The sequence below is a fragment of the Klebsiella sp. 2-CIP_Kleb. genome (genome assembly GCF_050378715.1).
GTDB classification, from domain to species: Bacteria; Pseudomonadota; Gammaproteobacteria; order Enterobacterales; family Enterobacteriaceae; genus Klebsiella; species Klebsiella quasipneumoniae.
Genome location: NZ_JBNRLG010000002.1, coordinates 191,173 through 207,083 on the forward strand (window position 1 = coordinate 191,173; position 15,911 = coordinate 207,083).

Here is a 15,911-nt window from a genome sequence, read left to right on the forward strand (position 1 = left end):
ATCAGAACAATGCTAATTTTTTGTTGTTTTCTCCTAATGGAAGCGGTAAAAGCGGCTAACATTTAAATGGAGTGGCGGCATCTCAGCGTTGTCGGAGGAGAAAATTCATGATGATACGTGAACAGATCGAAGCAAAACTTAGAGCAGCGTTCGACCCGATGTATCTCGAAGTCGTGGATGAAAGTTATCGTCACAACGTCCCTGCGGGCTCTGAAAGTCATTTTAAAGTGGTGTTAGTGAGCGATCGCTTCACTGGCGAGCGTTTCCTTAATCGCCACCGTATGATCTACGGCACGCTAACCGAGGAGCTGTCGAATACGGTGCACGCCCTGGCGCTGCACACCTACACGATTAAAGAATGGGAAGCGCTACAGGATACGGTTTTCGCCTCGCCGCCGTGCCGCGGCGCGGGGAGCATCGCCTAGAAATCCCATTTGCAACCGCTGGCGCTTTTCCAGTATGTTGCTTGCAGATTTAGCAAAAACGGCCTACGGGCCGTTTTGTTTTGCCTGGAAAATGCGCAAACTCAGCGCTTTTGCGGACAAAATTGAGCGGGAAATGTGAAAAATGCCGCAGCACCAGGCGACAACCGTTCTCGACTCACAAAAGTGATGCCGCTATAATGCCGCGTCTTATATATGAATGTCTTCGGGATGATTCTGACGACAGGGAATGTGTTTCTGATTTGAAGAGGGCATCCCGGTTCTGCGAAGCCACCTACACGCGCTTCCAGAGTTGACCGAGCACTGTGATTTTTTTGAGGTAACAAGATGCAAGTTTCAGTTGAAACCACTCAGGGCCTTGGGCGCCGTGTAACGATTACTATCGCCGCTGACAGCATCGAGAATGCTGTCAAAAGCGAGCTGGTCAACGTAGCGAAAAAAGTTCGCATTGACGGCTTCCGTAAAGGCAAAGTGCCGATGAATGTTGTTGCTCAGCGCTATGGCGCTTCCGTTCGTCAGGACGTGCTGGGCGACCTGATGAGCCGTCATTTCGTTGACGCGATCATCAAAGAAAAAATCAATCCGGCCGGCGCGCCGAACTACGTTCCGGGCGAATACAAACTGGGTGAAGACTTCACCTACGCGGTAGAGTTCGAAGTGTATCCGGAAGTTGAACTGCAGGGTCTGGAAGCGATCGAAGTAGAAAAACCGGTTGTTGAAGTGACCGACGCTGACGTTGACACCATGCTGGAAACCCTGCGCAAGCAGCAGGCAACCTGGAAAGAAAAAGAAGGCGCGGTTGACGCTGAAGATCGCGTAACCATCGACTTCACCGGTTCCGTAGATGGTGAAGAGTTCGAAGGCGGCAAAGCTTCTGACTTCGTACTGGCGATGGGCCAGGGTCGCATGATCCCGGGCTTCGAAGACGGTATCAAAGGCCACAAAGCGGGTGACGAGTTCACCATCGACGTGACCTTCCCGGAAGAATACCACGCAGAAAACCTGAAAGGTAAAGCGGCTAAGTTCGTTATCAACCTGAAGAAAGTTGAAGAACGTGAACTGCCGGAGCTGACCGAAGAATTCATCAAACGTTTCGGCGTGGAAGATGGTTCCGTCGCTGGCCTGCGCGCTGAAGTGCGTAAAAACATGGAACGCGAGCTGAAAGGCGCTGTGCGTAACCGCGTGAAGTCTCAGGCTATCGAAGGTCTGGTTAAAGCTAACGACATCGACGTTCCGGCAGCTCTGATCGACAGCGAAATCGATGTGCTGCGTCGCCAGGCTGCTCAGCGTTTCGGTGGCAACGAGAAACAGGCCCTGGAACTGCCGCGCGAACTGTTCGAAGAGCAGGCTAAACGCCGCGTAGTGGTTGGCCTGCTGCTGGGCGAAGTGATTCGCACCAACGAGCTGAAAGCTGACGAAGAGCGCGTGAAAGGCCTGATCGAAGAGATGGCTTCTGCTTACGAAGATCCGTCAGAAGTGGTTGAGTTCTACAGCAAGAACAAAGAGCTGATGGACAACATGCGCAACGTGGCGCTGGAAGAGCAGGCTGTTGAAGCCGTGCTGGCGAAAGCCAAAGTGTCTGAAAAAGCCACTTCCTTCAACGAACTGATGAACCAGCAGGCGTAATTTCGCCGCGATTGTTCAAGGTTCGGGCAAAAACCCGTTGCCGAAAGGCGGCGGGTTTTTTTTTAGGATAATGATAGCCTCAGGCACGGTGCTAAAACGCATTTACCATGATAGCGTTACAGCAAAAGCTTGTTATGCTTGAAATATGGCAACGCCATCCCCATTACCGAGGGAGGCAACTGCATCCGCAATCGCACGCGTGTTGAAGAGGCGGTGACGCGTTCAGCGGATAGAAACTGTGGCTGATAATCCGTCCGTAAGGTTACAATCAGTGCAGCAGGTATTTTAAAATTACTCCAGGAGACGGAAATGTCATACAGTGGCGAACGAGACAACTTTGCACCCCATATGGCCCTGGTGCCGATGGTCATTGAACAGACCTCACGCGGTGAACGTTCTTTTGATATCTACTCCCGTCTGCTTAAGGAACGCGTCATTTTTCTGACCGGCCAGGTCGAAGACCACATGGCAAACCTGATCGTGGCGCAGATGCTGTTTCTGGAAGCGGAAAACCCGGAAAAAGACATTTACCTGTACATTAACTCTCCGGGCGGGGTGATCACCGCCGGGATGTCGATTTATGACACCATGCAGTTCATCAAGCCGGACGTCAGCACCATCTGTATGGGCCAGGCCGCGTCCATGGGCGCGTTCCTGCTGACCGCCGGGGCGAAGGGCAAGCGTTTCTGCCTGCCGAACTCCCGCGTGATGATCCACCAGCCGCTGGGCGGCTATCAGGGGCAGGCGACGGATATTGAGATCCACGCCCGTGAAATCCTGAAGGTGAAAGGACGCATGAATGAGCTGATGGCGCATCATACCGGCCAGTCTCTTGAGCAGATTGAGCGTGACACCGAGCGTGACCGCTTCCTGTCTGCTGCGGAAGCCGTGGAGTACGGACTGGTCGACTCTATTTTGACCCATCGTAATTGATGCCCTGGGCGTAAGGGTGCCGCTTTACGCTTCATCCTTCTCGCCACGTTTGCTGAGCGGTTTGCATTTTTCCGGACGCTTGCCGGGCAGGCAGGCGGCCGGTCGCTTCGCTACCGCCGCGATGTAGCGCGAAGGATTTTGTGTATATACTAATGAAGGGCGGCACAACGCTATATGGCGGCTTGCGCCTGAGAATGGCATTTGCGTCGTCGTGTGCGGCACAAAGAACTTAAAAAGAGGTTTGGACTCATGACAGATAAACGCAAAGATGGATCGGGCAAATTGTTGTATTGCTCTTTTTGCGGCAAAAGCCAGCATGAAGTGCGTAAGCTGATCGCCGGGCCATCCGTGTATATCTGCGACGAATGCGTTGATTTATGTAACGACATCATTCGCGAAGAGATTAAAGAAGTTGCGCCGCACCGCGAGCGCAGCGCGCTGCCGACGCCGCACGAGATTCGCCACCACCTTGATGACTACGTCATCGGTCAGGAACAGGCGAAAAAAGTGTTGGCGGTCGCGGTATACAACCACTACAAACGTCTGCGCAATGGCGATACCAGCAATGGCGTAGAGCTGGGTAAAAGTAACATTCTGCTGATCGGGCCGACCGGCTCCGGTAAAACGCTGCTGGCGGAAACGCTGGCGCGCCTGCTGGATGTGCCGTTTACCATGGCGGACGCCACCACCCTGACCGAAGCCGGTTATGTGGGTGAGGACGTCGAAAATATCATTCAGAAACTGCTGCAGAAGTGCGATTACGACGTGCAGAAAGCGCAGCGCGGCATCGTCTATATCGACGAAATCGACAAAATTTCGCGTAAGTCCGATAACCCGTCGATTACGCGCGATGTCTCCGGCGAAGGCGTGCAGCAGGCGCTGCTGAAGCTCATCGAAGGCACCGTCGCCGCCGTTCCACCGCAGGGCGGGCGTAAACACCCGCAGCAGGAGTTCCTGCAGGTTGATACCTCCAAGATCCTGTTTATCTGCGGCGGCGCGTTTGCCGGTCTGGACAAAGTGATTTCCCACCGTGTGGAAACCGGCTCCGGCATTGGTTTTGGCGCGACGGTTAAAGCGAAGTCCGACAAAGCGAGCGAAGGCGAGCTGCTGGCCCAGGTCGAGCCGGAAGATCTGATCAAGTTTGGTTTGATTCCGGAATTCATCGGCCGTCTGCCGGTCGTGGCGACCCTGAACGAGCTGAGCGAAGAAGCGCTGATCCAGATCCTGAAAGAGCCGAAAAACGCCCTGACCAAGCAGTATCAGGCGCTGTTTAGCCTTGAAGGCGCAGAGCTTGAATTCCGCGACGAAGCGCTGGATGCCATTGCCAAGAAAGCGATGGCGCGTAAAACCGGCGCCCGTGGCCTGCGTTCCATTGTGGAAGCGGCGCTGCTGGACACCATGTATGATCTGCCTTCGATGGAAGATGTCGAAAAAGTGGTCATTGATGAGTCGGTTATCGCCGGTCAGAGCAAACCGCTGCTGATCTACGGCAAACCGGAAGCGCAGCAGGCATCTGGCGAATAATTAGCCATTTCACTCAAGCAGTTAACAAAAAGGGGGGATTTTATCTCCCCTTTTATTTTTCCTGCATTCCCGCCGTTGAATGTGTGGAATACATCCCCATATACTGGATTACATATTAACGACGATGCAGTGGAGTGTGGCGTCGTCGGCTACCTGGCGGACTTTAAACTAAGAGAGAGCTCTATGAATCCTGAGCGTTCTGAACGCATTGAAATCCCCGTATTGCCGTTGCGCGATGTGGTGGTTTATCCGCACATGGTCATACCCCTGTTCGTAGGGCGGGAAAAATCTATCCGTTGCCTCGAAGCGGCCATGGACCATGATAAAAAAATCATGCTGGTTGCGCAGAAAGAAGCGTCGACGGATGAGCCGGGTGTAAACGATCTTTTCACCGTTGGAACCGTGGCGTCTATTTTGCAGATGCTGAAGCTGCCGGACGGCACCGTGAAGGTGCTGGTCGAAGGGCTACAGCGTGCACGCATTTCTGCGCTGTCTGATAATGGCGAGCATTTCTCGGCGAAAGCGGAGTATCTCGACTCGCCGGCGATTGACGAACGTGAGCAGGAAGTGCTGGTTCGTACCGCTATCAGCCAGTTTGAAGGCTATATCAAGCTGAATAAGAAGATTCCACCGGAAGTGCTGACGTCGCTGAACAGCATCGACGATCCGGCGCGCCTGGCGGATACCATCGCGGCGCATATGCCGCTGAAGCTGGCGGACAAGCAGTCCGTGCTTGAGATGTCCGACGTCAACGAACGTCTGGAATATCTGATGGCGATGATGGAATCGGAAATCGATCTGCTGCAGGTTGAGAAGCGCATTCGCAACCGCGTCAAAAAGCAGATGGAGAAATCCCAGCGCGAGTACTATCTGAATGAGCAAATGAAAGCGATTCAGAAAGAACTCGGCGAGATGGACGACGCCCCGGACGAAAACGAAGCGCTGAAGCGCAAGATCGACGCGGCGAAAATGCCGAAAGAGGCGAAAGAGAAAACCGAAGCGGAACTGCAGAAGCTGAAGATGATGTCGCCGATGTCTGCGGAAGCGACCGTCGTGCGTGGCTACATCGACTGGATGGTGCAGGTGCCGTGGAATGCGCGCAGTAAGGTCAAGAAAGACCTGCGTCAGGCCCAGGAGATCCTCGATACCGATCACTATGGTCTGGAGCGCGTGAAGGACCGCATCCTTGAGTATCTCGCGGTGCAGAGCCGGGTGAACAAAATCAAGGGGCCGATCCTCTGCCTGGTGGGACCGCCGGGGGTAGGTAAAACCTCGCTGGGGCAATCTATCGCCAAAGCGACCGGCCGGAAATACGTCCGCATGGCGCTGGGCGGCGTGCGCGATGAAGCGGAAATTCGCGGTCATCGTCGAACCTATATTGGCTCGATGCCGGGCAAACTGATCCAGAAAATGGCGAAAGTGGGGGTAAAAAACCCGCTGTTCCTGCTGGATGAGATTGACAAAATGTCTTCCGACATGCGCGGCGACCCGGCTTCTGCGTTGCTTGAGGTGCTGGATCCGGAACAGAACGTGGCCTTTAACGACCACTATCTGGAAGTGGATTACGATCTCAGCGACGTGATGTTCGTGGCGACTTCCAACTCCATGAACATTCCGGCGCCGCTGCTGGACCGTATGGAAGTGATTCGCCTCTCGGGTTACACCGAAGATGAAAAACTGAACATCGCCAAGCGTCACCTGCTGCCGAAGCAGATCGAACGCAACGCGCTGAAAAAAGGCGAACTGACCGTCGACGACAGCGCCATTATCGGCATTATTCGTTACTACACCCGTGAAGCGGGCGTTCGTAGCCTGGAGCGTGAAATCTCCAAGCTGTGCCGTAAGGCCGTTAAGCAGCTGTTGCTGGATAAATCGCTGAAACACATCGAAATTAATGGTGAGAATCTGCATGATTATCTCGGCGTGCAGCGCTTCGACTATGGCCGCGCCGATAGCGAGAACCGCGTCGGTCAGGTGACCGGTCTGGCGTGGACGGAAGTGGGCGGCGACCTGCTGACCATCGAAACCGCCTGCGTACCGGGCAAAGGTAAACTGACCTACACCGGATCGCTGGGCGAGGTGATGCAGGAGTCGATTCAGGCTGCGCTGACCGTGGTACGTTCGCGGGCGGACAAGCTGGGCATTAACGCCGACTTCTACGAGAAGCGTGATATTCACGTCCACGTACCGGAAGGGGCGACGCCGAAGGACGGTCCGAGCGCGGGGATTGCCATGTGTACGGCGCTGGTCTCCTGCCTGACCGGCAACCCGGTACGCGCCGATGTGGCGATGACCGGGGAGATTACGCTGCGTGGACAGGTGCTGCCGATCGGCGGTCTGAAGGAAAAACTGCTGGCGGCGCATCGCGGCGGTATTAAGACTGTTCTGATTCCTGATGAGAACAAACGCGACCTTGAAGAAATTCCGGATAACGTTATCGCTGATTTGGATATCCATCCGGTGAAACGAATCGAGGAAGTTCTGACACTTGCGCTGCAAAACGAACCGTTTGGCATGCAGGTTGTGACCGCGAAATAGTGATTCTGCGCAAATTGCGCTAATAAAAATAGGGCTGGTAAGTCATTTCGGACTTGCCAGCCTTTTTTTGTGTAGCTAACTTAGATCGCTGGCAGGGGGGTCATCGACAACTGCTGTTGTAAGGGCATGACAGTCCTGATATAACTGCTGCGCGGTCGCACTATGAAGGACTCTGGTGCGATATAAATTATAAAGAGAGGAAGAGAACAGTGAATAAATCTCAACTGATTGACAAAATTGCTGCGGGTGCGGACATTTCTAAAGCTGCAGCTGGACGTGCGTTAGATGCTTTAATCGCTTCTGTTACTGAATCTCTGCAGGCTGGGGATGACGTTGCGCTGGTAGGTTTCGGTACCTTTGCTGTTAAAGAACGTGCCGCCCGTACTGGTCGCAACCCACAAACAGGTAAAGAAATTACTATCGCTGCCGCAAAAGTGCCGGGCTTCCGTGCTGGTAAAGCGCTGAAAGACGCGGTGAACTGATCGGCTTTCCCGTCAGGGAATGTGACGAAGTACAAGGGCGCATCGTGAGATGTGCCTTTTTTATTGCCTTTTCAGACCACTTTATGTGTGTTTATCGCCACTTGTGGGCTGACAATCACCCTGTTTTCTTGTCAAAATACGTCCTCACGCGCGGCGGCCATCACGTGCTATGCTGCGCGAGCTAAAGTCATCTACAGCGGAGCGTTGTTACACCATGATGGACAACCTACGCACGGCCGCCAACAGCGTCGTGCTCAAGATTATTTTCGGTATCATTATCGTCTCGTTCATTTTGACCGGGGTGAGTGGTTACCTGATTGGCGGTGGCAAAAACTATGCCGCAAAAGTGAATGGCCAGGAGATTGGCCGTGGGCAGTTTGAAAACGCCGTCGCCAGCGAACGTAACCGTATGCAGCAGCAGCTTGGCGACCAGTTCTCCGAGCTGGCGGCGAACGAAAACTACATGAAAACCATGCGCCAGCAGGTGCTGAACCGCCTGATTGACGAGTCGCTTCTGGATCAGTATGCCCGCGAGCTGGGCCTCAGCATCAGCGATGAGCAGGTGAAGCAGGCGATCTTCCAGACGCAGGCGTTCCAGACGAACGGTAAGTTCGACAACCAGCGTTTCAGTGGTATTGTCGCCCAGATGGGGATGACCACCGATCAGTACGCCCAGGCGCTGCGTAACCAGCTGACCACGCAGCAGCTGATTAACGCCATTGCGGGTACCGACTTCATGCTGCCCGGCGAGTCCGATCAGCTGGCGGCGCTGGTGTCTCAGCAGCGTGTCGTTCGCGAAGCGACCATCAACGTCAACGCCCTGGCGGAAAAACAGACCGCCAGCGATGAGGAAATCAACGCTTTCTGGCAGCAGAATCAGGCCCGTTTTATGGCGCCGGAGCAGTTCCGCGTAAGCTACATCAAGATGGATGCCGCCAGCATGCAGGAAAACGCCTCTGACGAAGAAATTCAGTCATGGTATGACCAGCACAAAGATCAGTTCACTCAGCCGCAGCGTAATCGCTACAGCGTGATTCAGACTAAAACTGAAGCTGATGCGAAAGCGGTACTGGCCGAGCTGCAAAAAGGCGCCGATTTCGCCACGCTGGCAAAAGAAAAATCGACCGATATTATCTCTGCCCGCAACGGCGGCGATATGGGGTGGATGGAAGATGCTTCTACCGTGCCTGAGCTGAAAGACGCCGGCCTGAAAGAGAAAGGCCAGCTCTCCGGGGTGATCAAATCCTCGGTTGGCTTCCTGGTGGCCCGTCTGGACGACGTCCAGCCGGCGCAGGTCAAGCCGCTGGCTGACGTGCGCAATGACATTGCGGCGAAAGTGAAGCAGGAGAAAGCGCTGGATGCTTACTATGCGCTGCAGCAGAAGGTGAGCGATGCGGCCAGCAACGATAATGAATCGCTGGCGGGCGCGGCGCAGGTCGCCGGACTGCAGGTGGTGGAAACCGGCTGGTTTGGCCGCGATAATCTGCCGGAAGAGCTGAACTTTAAACCGGTCGCTGACGCTATTTTCAACGGCGGTCTGGTCGGCGTGAACGGTGCGCCGGGCAGCAACTCCGACATCATTACCGTTGACGGCGATCGCGCCTTTGTTCTGCGTATCAGCGAGCACAAAGCCGAGGTGGTGAAACCGCTGGCCGAAGTGAAGGCACAGGTCAGCGATATCGTTAAGCACAATAAAGCGGAACAGCAGGCGAAGCGGGATGCCGATAAGCTGCTGGCGGCGCTGAAAGACGGCAAAGGCGATGAGGCGATGAAGGCGGCTGGCCTGAGCTTTGGCGCACCGCAGACGCTTTCCCGTACCGGCCAGGATCCGCTGAGCCAGCTGGCATTTACTCTGCCGCTGCCGCAGCAGGGCAAACCGGTCTATGGCGTTGGCAGCAACATGCAAGGCGATGTGGTGCTGGTGGCGCTCGATGAAGTGAAAGCAGGCAGCATGCCGGAAGAGCAGAAGAAGGCTATGGTTCAGGGGATTACCCAGAACAATGCCCAAATCGCTTTCGAAGCGCTGATGAGCAACCTGCGCAAGGCGGCGAAAATTAAGCTGGGCGACAGCATCGACCAGCAGCAGTAATTTCGCGTCATTTCGCAAAAATACGCAACACCATGTAATCCTCAAGGGCCGCTTTCGCGGCCCTTTCCATTTCTGTGATTTGCCTTTTGTCGGCCATCCGCACTGACGCTATCGTAGCCTTGCTGTCTATACACAAGGAGATATCAGCATGAAATATGGAATAAAAGCACTGATGGCCGCGGGCGTTCTGGTTTTCGCGGTAGGCGCACAGGGCGCGCTGGCTGCCCCCGCCAGCGGCAAAGCGGCGGTAACCAAAGAGCATGTCCAGGCGTCCTCTTCGGCGAAGGCGAAAGCGGAGCCCGGCGAGGCCAACAACGGGGCGACCAAAGTCAGCATTAACCACGCCAGCGCCGAACAGCTGGCGCAGGCTCTGAATGGCGTGGGGTTGAAAAAAGCCCAGGCGATTGTCAGCTACCGTGAGGAGTACGGACCGTTCAAAACCCTTGATGATCTGAAGCAGGTCCCGGGGATGGGCAGCGCGCTGGTGGAGCGGAATTTATCCCATCTGACGCTGTAAATTTTTTGCCAGCGCTTGCACAGCGGTGATTTTTTGCCAGGATAAAGAGGTTGCATCAAGTGGTGTGACCTCTTACCTCATAAACAACAATAACAGAAAGGCATTGATGCTATGCAGACACAAATTAAAGTTCGCGGCTATCATCTGGACGTCTACCAGCATGTGAATAACGCACGCTACCTGGAGTTCCTTGAGGAGGCCCGCTGGGATGGTCTGGAAAAGAGTCCGGCGTTTCATTGGATGACCGAGAAAAACATCGCCTTCGTGGTGGTGAACATTAATATTAACTACCGCCGTCCGGCGGTCCTGGGCGATGTGCTGACAGTGAGCAGCAAACTGGAGCAACTCAACGGCAAAAGCGGCACGCTCAGCCAGGTGGTCACTCTCAACCCCAACGGCGAGGTGGTGGCCGATGCGCTGATTACCTTCGTCTGTATCGATTTGAAAACCCAGAAGGCGCTGCCGCTGGAAGGGGAACTGCGTGAGAAACTCGACCAGATGAACTTGCGCTGACAACCGTCGCGTGCGTGCGTGCGTGCCGGGCGGTGGCGCACCTCGACCCACGGAAGGTGATGAACCCCTTGCCCCGGTAAGCGTAGCGCTACCGGGGAAGTTGAACTGAAGCTTTTGGAAGATACCTCTGCGGAGGCTATGCCTGTATCAGCCCGGTTTTTTGCTTCATCACCGCCATTACCCCGACTTTATCGGCCAGATACTGGTTAAGCCCGTTAGCGCGCAGGTTGCAGGCGGCGCACTGGCCGCAGCCATCGCCCTTAATGCCGTTGTAGCAGGTAAGGGTTTCCCGGCGCACCAGATCTAACTGACCCCAGTAGTCGGCCAGCGCCCAGGTCTCGGCTTTGTTCAGCCACATCAGCGGTGTTTCAAAGCGAATGTCTTTCGCCATTCCAAGGCTGACGGCGTGGTGCAGCGCTTTGACAAACTCATCGCGGCAGTCCGGGTAGCCGGAGAAGTCGGTCTCGCACACGCCGGTGATGATAGCTTCGGCTTTTACCTGATAGGCGTAGATGGCCGTCAGGGTTAAAAACAGAATATTGCGCCCCGGGACAAAAGTATTGGGAATGCCCTCGGCATCAGGCTGATAGTCCGGTACCGGAATGTTATCGCGGGTCAGGCTGCTAACCGCCAGTTCATTGAGCAGGGTAACGTCCAGCACTTTATGCGCGACGGCGCCAAGTTTCAGGGCGAGTTCGCGCGCAACGTCGATTTCCGCGCGGTGGCGTTGGCCATAATCAAAAGTGACGCAATGCACTTCATCATACTGTTGCAGAGCCTGCACCAGACAGGTGGTTGAATCTTGTCCTCCGCTGAAGACAACTACGGCGCGTTTCATGGCAATTCCTGACTAAATGAGTAAAGGCGATATGGTAGCGCCAGACGCCCGCCACCACCAGCTCTGTCACGTCGACGCCGGCAGCCAGGCGCTGGCGAAGTCGAACCAGCCGCGGGCGTTGAGGCGCAAGCCATTGACTCCCGGCGGGGCGCTGATCCGATAGTTATATTTAAACAGCGGCGTCATGATGGCGTCTTCCATCAGGCTGTTAAATACGTTGCGCAGCGCATCGTTGCGGCTGCGGGCTTCCGGCTGCGCCTGTACCGCGTCTAATGTCGCCTGCAGATGGGCATATTGCGCCCCGGTCAGCAAATTAGGCCACAGCATATCGCAGCGCAGCCACTGCTCCAGGGCATACTCCGGCGCTTCGCCGATCAGGCGGTCGCCCATCATCAGGTCGGCCTGCCCCAGATGCTGGCAGCCTTCCCAGTTTTTGGCGTCATGGAACAGCAGCGTCAGCTCGCAGCCCAGCACAGCCAGCCGCTGTCTCAGCTGTTCGGCCATGGCGTGGAGTTCGACCGGCAGATGGTAGAGCAGCGTGAGCCTGGCCGGCAGCGGCACCGCGCTGTTTTCCGGCCCCTGCGGGATGGACCATCCCGGCAACACCTCATGGCTTGGCGTAATCAGATCCTCGTCGAGCGGCAGCGTATCCAGCAACGACGAGCAGTGAATTATCGATACCAGCCGCTGGGCCTGCGCTTTGCTAAGCCGAGGGCTGTGACGCAGGGTCAGATAGCAGAAGCCAAGACTGATGCTGTTGCTGACCTGGCGCAGGTTATGCAGCTCTTCGCGATCGCCAATAGTGATCTGCACCGGGTGGCGGCAGCTGGTCCCGAGATCGCGATCGAAGAGCTGGGGGGTGATCCAGTACTCCACCGCCTGGATCAGCGGATGCCGCAGGTGGTAGCGAGGATGGTTCTCCAGGCGGACGAGTTCCGGACTAAACCGCTTCAGGCGGAACGGTCCGCAGCCGATGGCCGGATCGTCAGGATGGGCCAGCACGCTGCAATAGCTGGCGAGGCGGAACGGCAGCCAGTAGTCAGGACGATGCAGCGTGATAGTCAGACACTGGGCGTGAGTGACATCGATGCGGCTGATGCTGGCGAAGAGGGTCCGCAGGGCGGGCAGTTCCAGCAGCAGCAGTAAGCGCTGCCGCAGCTGTGCGGTTTCCACCGCATCGCCGTTGTGCCAGCACAGCGTGGAGCGGATATAAAACTGCCAGCGCAGGCCGTCAGGGGAGACCTGCCAGTGGTGCGCCAGATCGCCGATCGGCATATTGTCACCTTCGTCGAAGCGCGTCAGCCCGGCATAGATCTGCCCGGCCAGATGCTGCTCGGCGCGTCCGGGCAGAAAGCCGGGACGCAGCGGCTCCAGCGGGCGATAGTAGGGAATACGCAGCGTCGGGGTATTGTTTTGCCATTGACCGCCCAGAAAGGGGTGGAGCAGGGCTTTCAGCTCCACCGGGGCTAGCTGCGCCAGCTCCAGCGCGTTTTGCTGCTGACCTTTATGCAGCGCCTGCTCCATCATCTCATTGCGCAGACGTTCCGGCGTTTTGTAAAAAGAGAGCAAGCCGCGCTTGCCGCGCCCGGAGCTGGCCTGCCAGCTTAACCATCCAGCTTCCTGCGCCTGACGCAGTAGGGTACGGACGTGGCGTTCGCTGCAAAAACAGCGTTCCGCCAGCTCGCCGACGGTGACCTGCTGCGGCGCCCCGGCAGAGGGCTGCCACAGCCGCTGGTACTGGTTTAAACGGTGTAAGAGTCTCATAAGCGCTGTCGCCCACCGGGCCGCAATAAACCCGGAACAATTTATATTATCTATTCACTATTACTTCCGTATATCCCAGGTGATACTGCAACACAAGCGAAGCCCATCACACATCGGGGAAAACACCATGGCAAAACTGGCAGCATTTGATATGGACGGCACCTTACTGATGCCGGACCATCGTCTCGGAGAAAAGACGCTCACCGCGCTGAAACGGCTGCGGGAACGCGATATCACTCTGACGTTCGCCACCGGCCGCCATGCGCTGGAGATGCACCATGTGATGGGTGAATTTTCCCTGGACGCATTTCTGATCACGGGCAACGGGACGCGCATCCACTCGCTGGAAGGGGAGGAGCTGTACCGTCAGGATCTCAATCCCGAGGTAGCGGAAGACGTGCTGCATAGTCGATGGGATACCCGGGCCAGCATGCACGTGTTTAATGACGGCGGTTGGTTCACCGGCCAGGCAAGACCTGAGCTGCTGAAGGCGCATGTCTTCAGCGGGTTTCGCTATCAACTGTGCGATCCGAAACGTATGTCGGCGCATCATGTCACCAAGATCTGCTTCTGCGGCGATCATGACGATCTGCGCCGCCTGCGGATCCAACTGAATGAGGCGCTGGGCCAGCGCGCGTTTCTCTGCTTCTCGGCGATGGACTGTCTGGAAGTGCTGCCGGTTGGCTGCAATAAAGGCGCGGCGCTGGCGAGGCTGAGCCAGCACCTGGGACTCTCCCTACAGGAGTGCATGGCCTTCGGCGATGCGATGAACGATCGCGAGATGCTTCGCAGCGTCGGGCGGGGGTTCATCATGGGCAACGCGATGCCGCAGCTGAAAGCCGAGCTGCCGCATCTCCCGGTTATTGGCGACTGCCGGCATCAGGCGGTCTCCCATTTTTTAACGCATTGGCTGGATAATCCTGATCTTCCTTATTCCCCCGAATAGAGAGACCCTTCCAGCAAGCCAGATAGCATTCTATCTGGCTTTTTTTATGTTCTGCCGACCAGCCGGGCGATCTCCGCCTGCCAGGGTGCGATATCGCCGATGTTGGCCGCCACCCACTGCGGGTTGTAATAGCTTTCCAGATAACGCTCGCCGCTGTCGCACAGCAGGGTGACGAGGGAACCCGTGCGTCCTTCCTCGCGCATCCGCGCGGCCAGCTGCAGCACGCCCCACATGTTGGTCCCGGTCGAGGCGCCGACTTTTCGCCCAAGCTGCGTTTCCAGCCACAGAGCAGTGGCCACGCTCGCCGCATCCGGCACGCGCAGCATCTCATCGACAACATCGGGAATAAACGATGGCTCGACGCGCGGGCGGCCGATGCCTTCAATTTTGCTGCCGATCGGGCTGCGCAGGCTGGCGTCGCGGGTCTGCCAGTAATCGAGGAATACTGAATTTTGCGGGTCGACAACCATCAGCTGCGTCTCGTAACCCTGGCTGCGAATATAGCGGCCAATGGTCGCCGAGGTCCCCCCGGTGCCGGCGCTCATCACGATCCACGACGGCTGCGGGTGCGGCTCATGGCTCATCTGGCGGAAAATACTGTCGGCGATATTGTTATTGCCGCGCCAGTCGGTGGCCCGCTCGGCGAAGGTAAACTGATCCATATAGTGGCCGTTCAGTTCACGCGCCAGCGTTTCGGAAGCCGCGTAGATTTCGCAGGCGCTCTGCACAAAATGGCAGCGTCCGCCGTAGAACTCGATCTGTTCGATTTTTCGTCTGGCGGTGCAGGAGGGCATCACGGCGATAAACGGCAGCCCCAGCAGGCGGGCGAAATAGGCCTCAGAAACTGCAGTCGAACCCGAAGACGATTCGATAATCGTGGTACCTTCTTTGATCCAGCCGTTGCACAGGCCATAGAGAAACAGCGACCGCGCCAGACGATGTTTGAGGCTACCGGTCGGATGCGTACTTTCATCCTTCAGATAAATCGGGATCCCCGGAAAACCAGGCAACGCCAGGCGAATCAGGTGTGTATCGGCGGAACGCTGATAGTCGGCGTTAATTTCACTAATGGCGTGTTTTACCCAGGCGCTATTCATCTCGGATTCCTGTTTGTCATTTTGTGCCCAGCTTAGCGGATTGTGCGGGAAAAATTGTTGCTATTTGACCTTTCAATTACAATTGCGGGAGTAAATTATTCTCTCTGGTGGCCTTATGTTAGATAAAATTGACCGTAAGCTGCTGGCGCTGCTGCAGGAAGATTGCACCCTCTCTTTGCAGGCGCTGGCCGATGCCGTTAATCTGACCACGACCCCTTGCTGGAAACGCCTGAAACGACTCGAGGATGAGGGTATTCTCCGCGGGCGCGTCGCCTTACTGGATGCGGAAAAGGTGGGGCTGGGGCTGACGGCGTTTGTCCTGATCAAGACCCAGCATCACAGCAGCGACTGGTATTGCCATTTTGTGAGCGAAGTGACGCAGATGGCTGAAGTGCTCGGCTTCTGGCGGATGGCGGGGGAGTATGACTATCTGCTGCGGGTGCAGGTGGCCGATATGAAGCGCTATGACGACTTTTATAAACGGTTGGTGAACAGCGTGCCGGGGCTGTCGGATGTCACTTCGAGTTTTGCCATGGAACAGATAAAATACACCACCGCCTTGCCTGTCGAATAACGGTATTGCGCCGTAACCCATAACAAA

At 56.1% G+C, this 15,911-nt stretch carries 14 protein-coding genes; 11 read left to right on the forward strand and 3 right to left on the reverse strand.

The window, feature by feature from the left end; translation table 11 throughout:
- Positions 1-107: 107 nt before the first annotated feature.
- From bolA to ACQUTP_RS08935, 9 genes are all read left to right on the forward strand, one after another.
- The gene (gene bolA, locus ACQUTP_RS08895; protein WP_002891649.1) at positions 108-425 is read left to right on the forward strand and encodes a transcriptional regulator BolA; all 318 of its coding nucleotides are present in this window, start codon (positions 108-110) and stop codon (positions 423-425) included.
- A 345-nt stretch (positions 426-770) separates the two neighbouring features.
- On the forward strand, positions 771-2,069 hold the full coding sequence (gene tig / locus ACQUTP_RS08900) for a trigger factor (protein ID WP_004204798.1): 1,299 nt from the start codon (positions 771-773) through the stop codon (positions 2,067-2,069).
- Between the two features lie 309 nt (positions 2,070-2,378).
- Positions 2,379-3,002: an ATP-dependent Clp endopeptidase proteolytic subunit ClpP gene (clpP, locus tag ACQUTP_RS08905; protein WP_002891804.1), complete on the forward strand. Its 624-nt coding sequence runs from the start codon at positions 2,379-2,381 to the stop codon at positions 3,000-3,002.
- A gap of 249 nt (positions 3,003-3,251) precedes the next feature.
- Entirely contained in the window at positions 3,252-4,526 is a 1,275-nt protein-coding gene (gene clpX / locus ACQUTP_RS08910) for an ATP-dependent protease ATP-binding subunit ClpX (protein WP_002891807.1), read from the forward strand.
- Between the two features lie 183 nt (positions 4,527-4,709).
- The gene (gene lon, locus ACQUTP_RS08915; protein ID WP_004151336.1) at positions 4,710-7,064 is read left to right on the forward strand and encodes an endopeptidase La; all 2,355 of its coding nucleotides are present in this window, start codon (positions 4,710-4,712) and stop codon (positions 7,062-7,064) included.
- Between the two features lie 209 nt (positions 7,065-7,273).
- On the forward strand, positions 7,274-7,546 hold the full coding sequence (hupB, locus tag ACQUTP_RS08920; protein ID WP_002444653.1) for a nucleoid-associated protein HU-beta: 273 nt from the start codon (positions 7,274-7,276) through the stop codon (positions 7,544-7,546).
- Between the two features lie 214 nt (positions 7,547-7,760).
- On the forward strand, positions 7,761-9,635 hold the full coding sequence (gene ppiD, locus ACQUTP_RS08925; protein WP_428902408.1) for a peptidylprolyl isomerase: 1,875 nt from the start codon (positions 7,761-7,763) through the stop codon (positions 9,633-9,635).
- 148 nt (positions 9,636-9,783) lie between these two features.
- Entirely contained in the window at positions 9,784-10,152 is a 369-nt protein-coding gene (locus ACQUTP_RS08930; RefSeq protein WP_004204794.1) for a ComEA family DNA-binding protein, read from the forward strand.
- 111 nt (positions 10,153-10,263) lie between these two features.
- A complete protein-coding gene (locus ACQUTP_RS08935) occupies positions 10,264-10,665 on the forward strand; it encodes a YbgC/FadM family acyl-CoA thioesterase (RefSeq protein ID WP_004204793.1) in 402 nt (133 codons plus the stop codon).
- A 136-nt stretch (positions 10,666-10,801) separates the two neighbouring features.
- Here the strand turns inward: ACQUTP_RS08935 and queC are convergent, their stop codons facing one another.
- Both queC and ACQUTP_RS08945 read right to left on the reverse strand, forming a co-directional pair.
- Entirely contained in the window at positions 10,802-11,503 is a 702-nt protein-coding gene (queC, locus tag ACQUTP_RS08940; protein WP_004204791.1) for a 7-cyano-7-deazaguanine synthase QueC, read from the reverse strand.
- Positions 11,504-11,569: 66 nt separating this feature from the next.
- Positions 11,570-13,267 (reverse strand): SgrR family transcriptional regulator, encoded by a 1,698-nt coding sequence (locus ACQUTP_RS08945; protein WP_048323175.1) that lies wholly within the window; start codon positions 13,265-13,267, stop codon positions 11,570-11,572.
- A 127-nt stretch (positions 13,268-13,394) separates the two neighbouring features.
- Here ACQUTP_RS08945 and cof point away from each other — a divergent pair, with 127 nt between their 5' ends.
- Positions 13,395-14,213 carry an HMP-PP phosphatase gene (gene cof / locus ACQUTP_RS08950; protein ID WP_017898908.1) on the forward strand — a complete coding sequence of 273 codons (819 nt, stop codon included), beginning with the start codon at positions 13,395-13,397 and terminating at the stop codon, positions 14,211-14,213.
- A 44-nt stretch (positions 14,214-14,257) separates the two neighbouring features.
- Here the strand turns inward: cof and ACQUTP_RS08955 are convergent, their stop codons facing one another.
- On the reverse strand, positions 14,258-15,310 hold the full coding sequence (locus ACQUTP_RS08955) for a PLP-dependent cysteine synthase family protein (protein ID WP_023319850.1): 1,053 nt from the start codon (positions 15,308-15,310) through the stop codon (positions 14,258-14,260).
- 115 nt (positions 15,311-15,425) lie between these two features.
- On the opposite strand from ACQUTP_RS08955, the gene ACQUTP_RS08960 reads away from it, so the two are divergent.
- A complete protein-coding gene (locus ACQUTP_RS08960; protein ID WP_004204786.1) occupies positions 15,426-15,884 on the forward strand; it encodes an Lrp/AsnC family transcriptional regulator in 459 nt (152 codons plus the stop codon).
- The last annotated feature ends 27 nt before the right edge of the window (positions 15,885-15,911 follow it).